The sequence below is a fragment of the Arthrobacter sp. UYCu512 genome, assembly GCF_040547075.1.
In the GTDB taxonomy this organism is placed as follows: Bacteria; Actinomycetota; Actinomycetes; order Actinomycetales; family Micrococcaceae; genus Arthrobacter.
Window position 1 is genome coordinate 1 of sequence record NZ_JBEPPA010000054.1, and the last position, 1335, is coordinate 1335.

Consider the following 1335-nt stretch of genomic DNA (forward strand, 5'->3'; position numbering starts at 1 on the left):
TTGTGGATCGGTTTCCGGACAATGGTCTGACTCACCGCAGTGCTAAGAATCATGTGAGCGAATGTGGAACGACCGGTTACTCTCCTACACTTCCATCGATTGCTTCGCGCAGGAGATCAGCATGACCGTTGTGCCGGGCGGTTTCTTCCAGAATGTGCGTAAGAACCCATCGCAGGTTCCACTGGCTTCCGTCCCGGTCAGTACCCACGGACAAATCATCGAGGGAACAGTTGAGCAATGCGGTGCGACTTCGCGCGCAAGCATCCCTGTATAGGTCCCGCAGCTCCTGCGGGTCATCATTGGCAGCGCTGTGAAATTCCCAGTCCCGGTCTCCATCCCACGGAGCACTCCCCCAAGGCTCAAGTTCCTTTTCATCCTTGCCCAAGAATCTAACTTGAATCCAGTCGTCTTCAACGAGAGCCAGATGCTTGAGCAGACCCCCAAGAGTCAACGTCGAGGTTGTCAGTCGACGGTTCAGATCAGCGCGTCCCAGGTCCTGGGTCTTGAGGAGAAGTGTCGCTCGCTGGTAATCCAGAAACTGCTGAAGATTCGAGCTTTCATCTCGACATGACTGCGGATCCACTCGTTCCATGAAGGAAGTCTTACACGACTTCACTGCTGGTGGGCGATACGTCCCGTATGCCGTTCCTTAAACCGGACATGTAGTGGGCCGCGACTTAGTCATCGGGCGAGTCTCGCAGATTCCCGCAGAGGGATCGGCGACCAGGCACGTGTCCGTAGCTTGCCTACACTCGAATGCATGATCAACGTTGTCAGCGAAGCGTATTCGCGTCGGGCCGTGGAATACGTCGAACGCTTCGCTTCACTCGGTGCTGCGCACCCTTCAGATCGTCAACTGGTGGCGACGTGGGCGGATGGCATCGAGGGTGCAGTCATCGACGCCGGCTGCGGTCCGGGGCATTGGACCAACTTCCTCAGGGAAGCGGGGGTCCCTGCAGTCGGCGTGGATCTGGTTCCGGAGTTCATTGCGCACGCCCGCGGTGCTTATCCCGGCATCCCGTTTCGGACAGGCAGCCTCGACGCCCTCGACGTCGGCACAGGGTCAATGGGTGGAGTGCTCGCCTGGTACTCACTGATTCACTATGAGCCAGGCACGATCCGCACTCCTCTCCTTGAGTTCAGTCGGGTCCTTAAACCTGGTGGCGCCCTGCTGATCGGCTTCTTCGATGGTCACGTCGTCGAGAGGTTCGAACACGCGGTCGTCCCGGCATACCAGTGGCCGGTAGGGGATCTCTGCGACGAACTGGTGGCTGCGGGCTTTAATGTGGTCGAGACGCACGCACGGACAACCACCGGGCAGCGATCGCACGGAGC

The 1335-nt window shown here is 58.7% G+C and carries 2 protein-coding genes; one reads left to right on the plus strand and one right to left on the minus strand.

Annotation, left to right across the window (positions count from 1 at the left end; genetic code table 11):
• Positions 1-76 precede the first annotated feature (76 nt).
• Positions 77-592, minus strand: a complete 516-nt coding sequence (locus ABIB49_RS19250) for a DinB family protein (protein WP_226773369.1) — start codon at positions 590-592, stop codon at positions 77-79.
• Positions 593-760: 168 nt separating this feature from the next.
• Here ABIB49_RS19250 and ABIB49_RS19255 point away from each other — a divergent pair.
• The coding region (locus ABIB49_RS19255; RefSeq protein ID WP_226773370.1) for a class I SAM-dependent methyltransferase at positions 761-1335 on the plus strand (575 nt) is incomplete at its 3' end.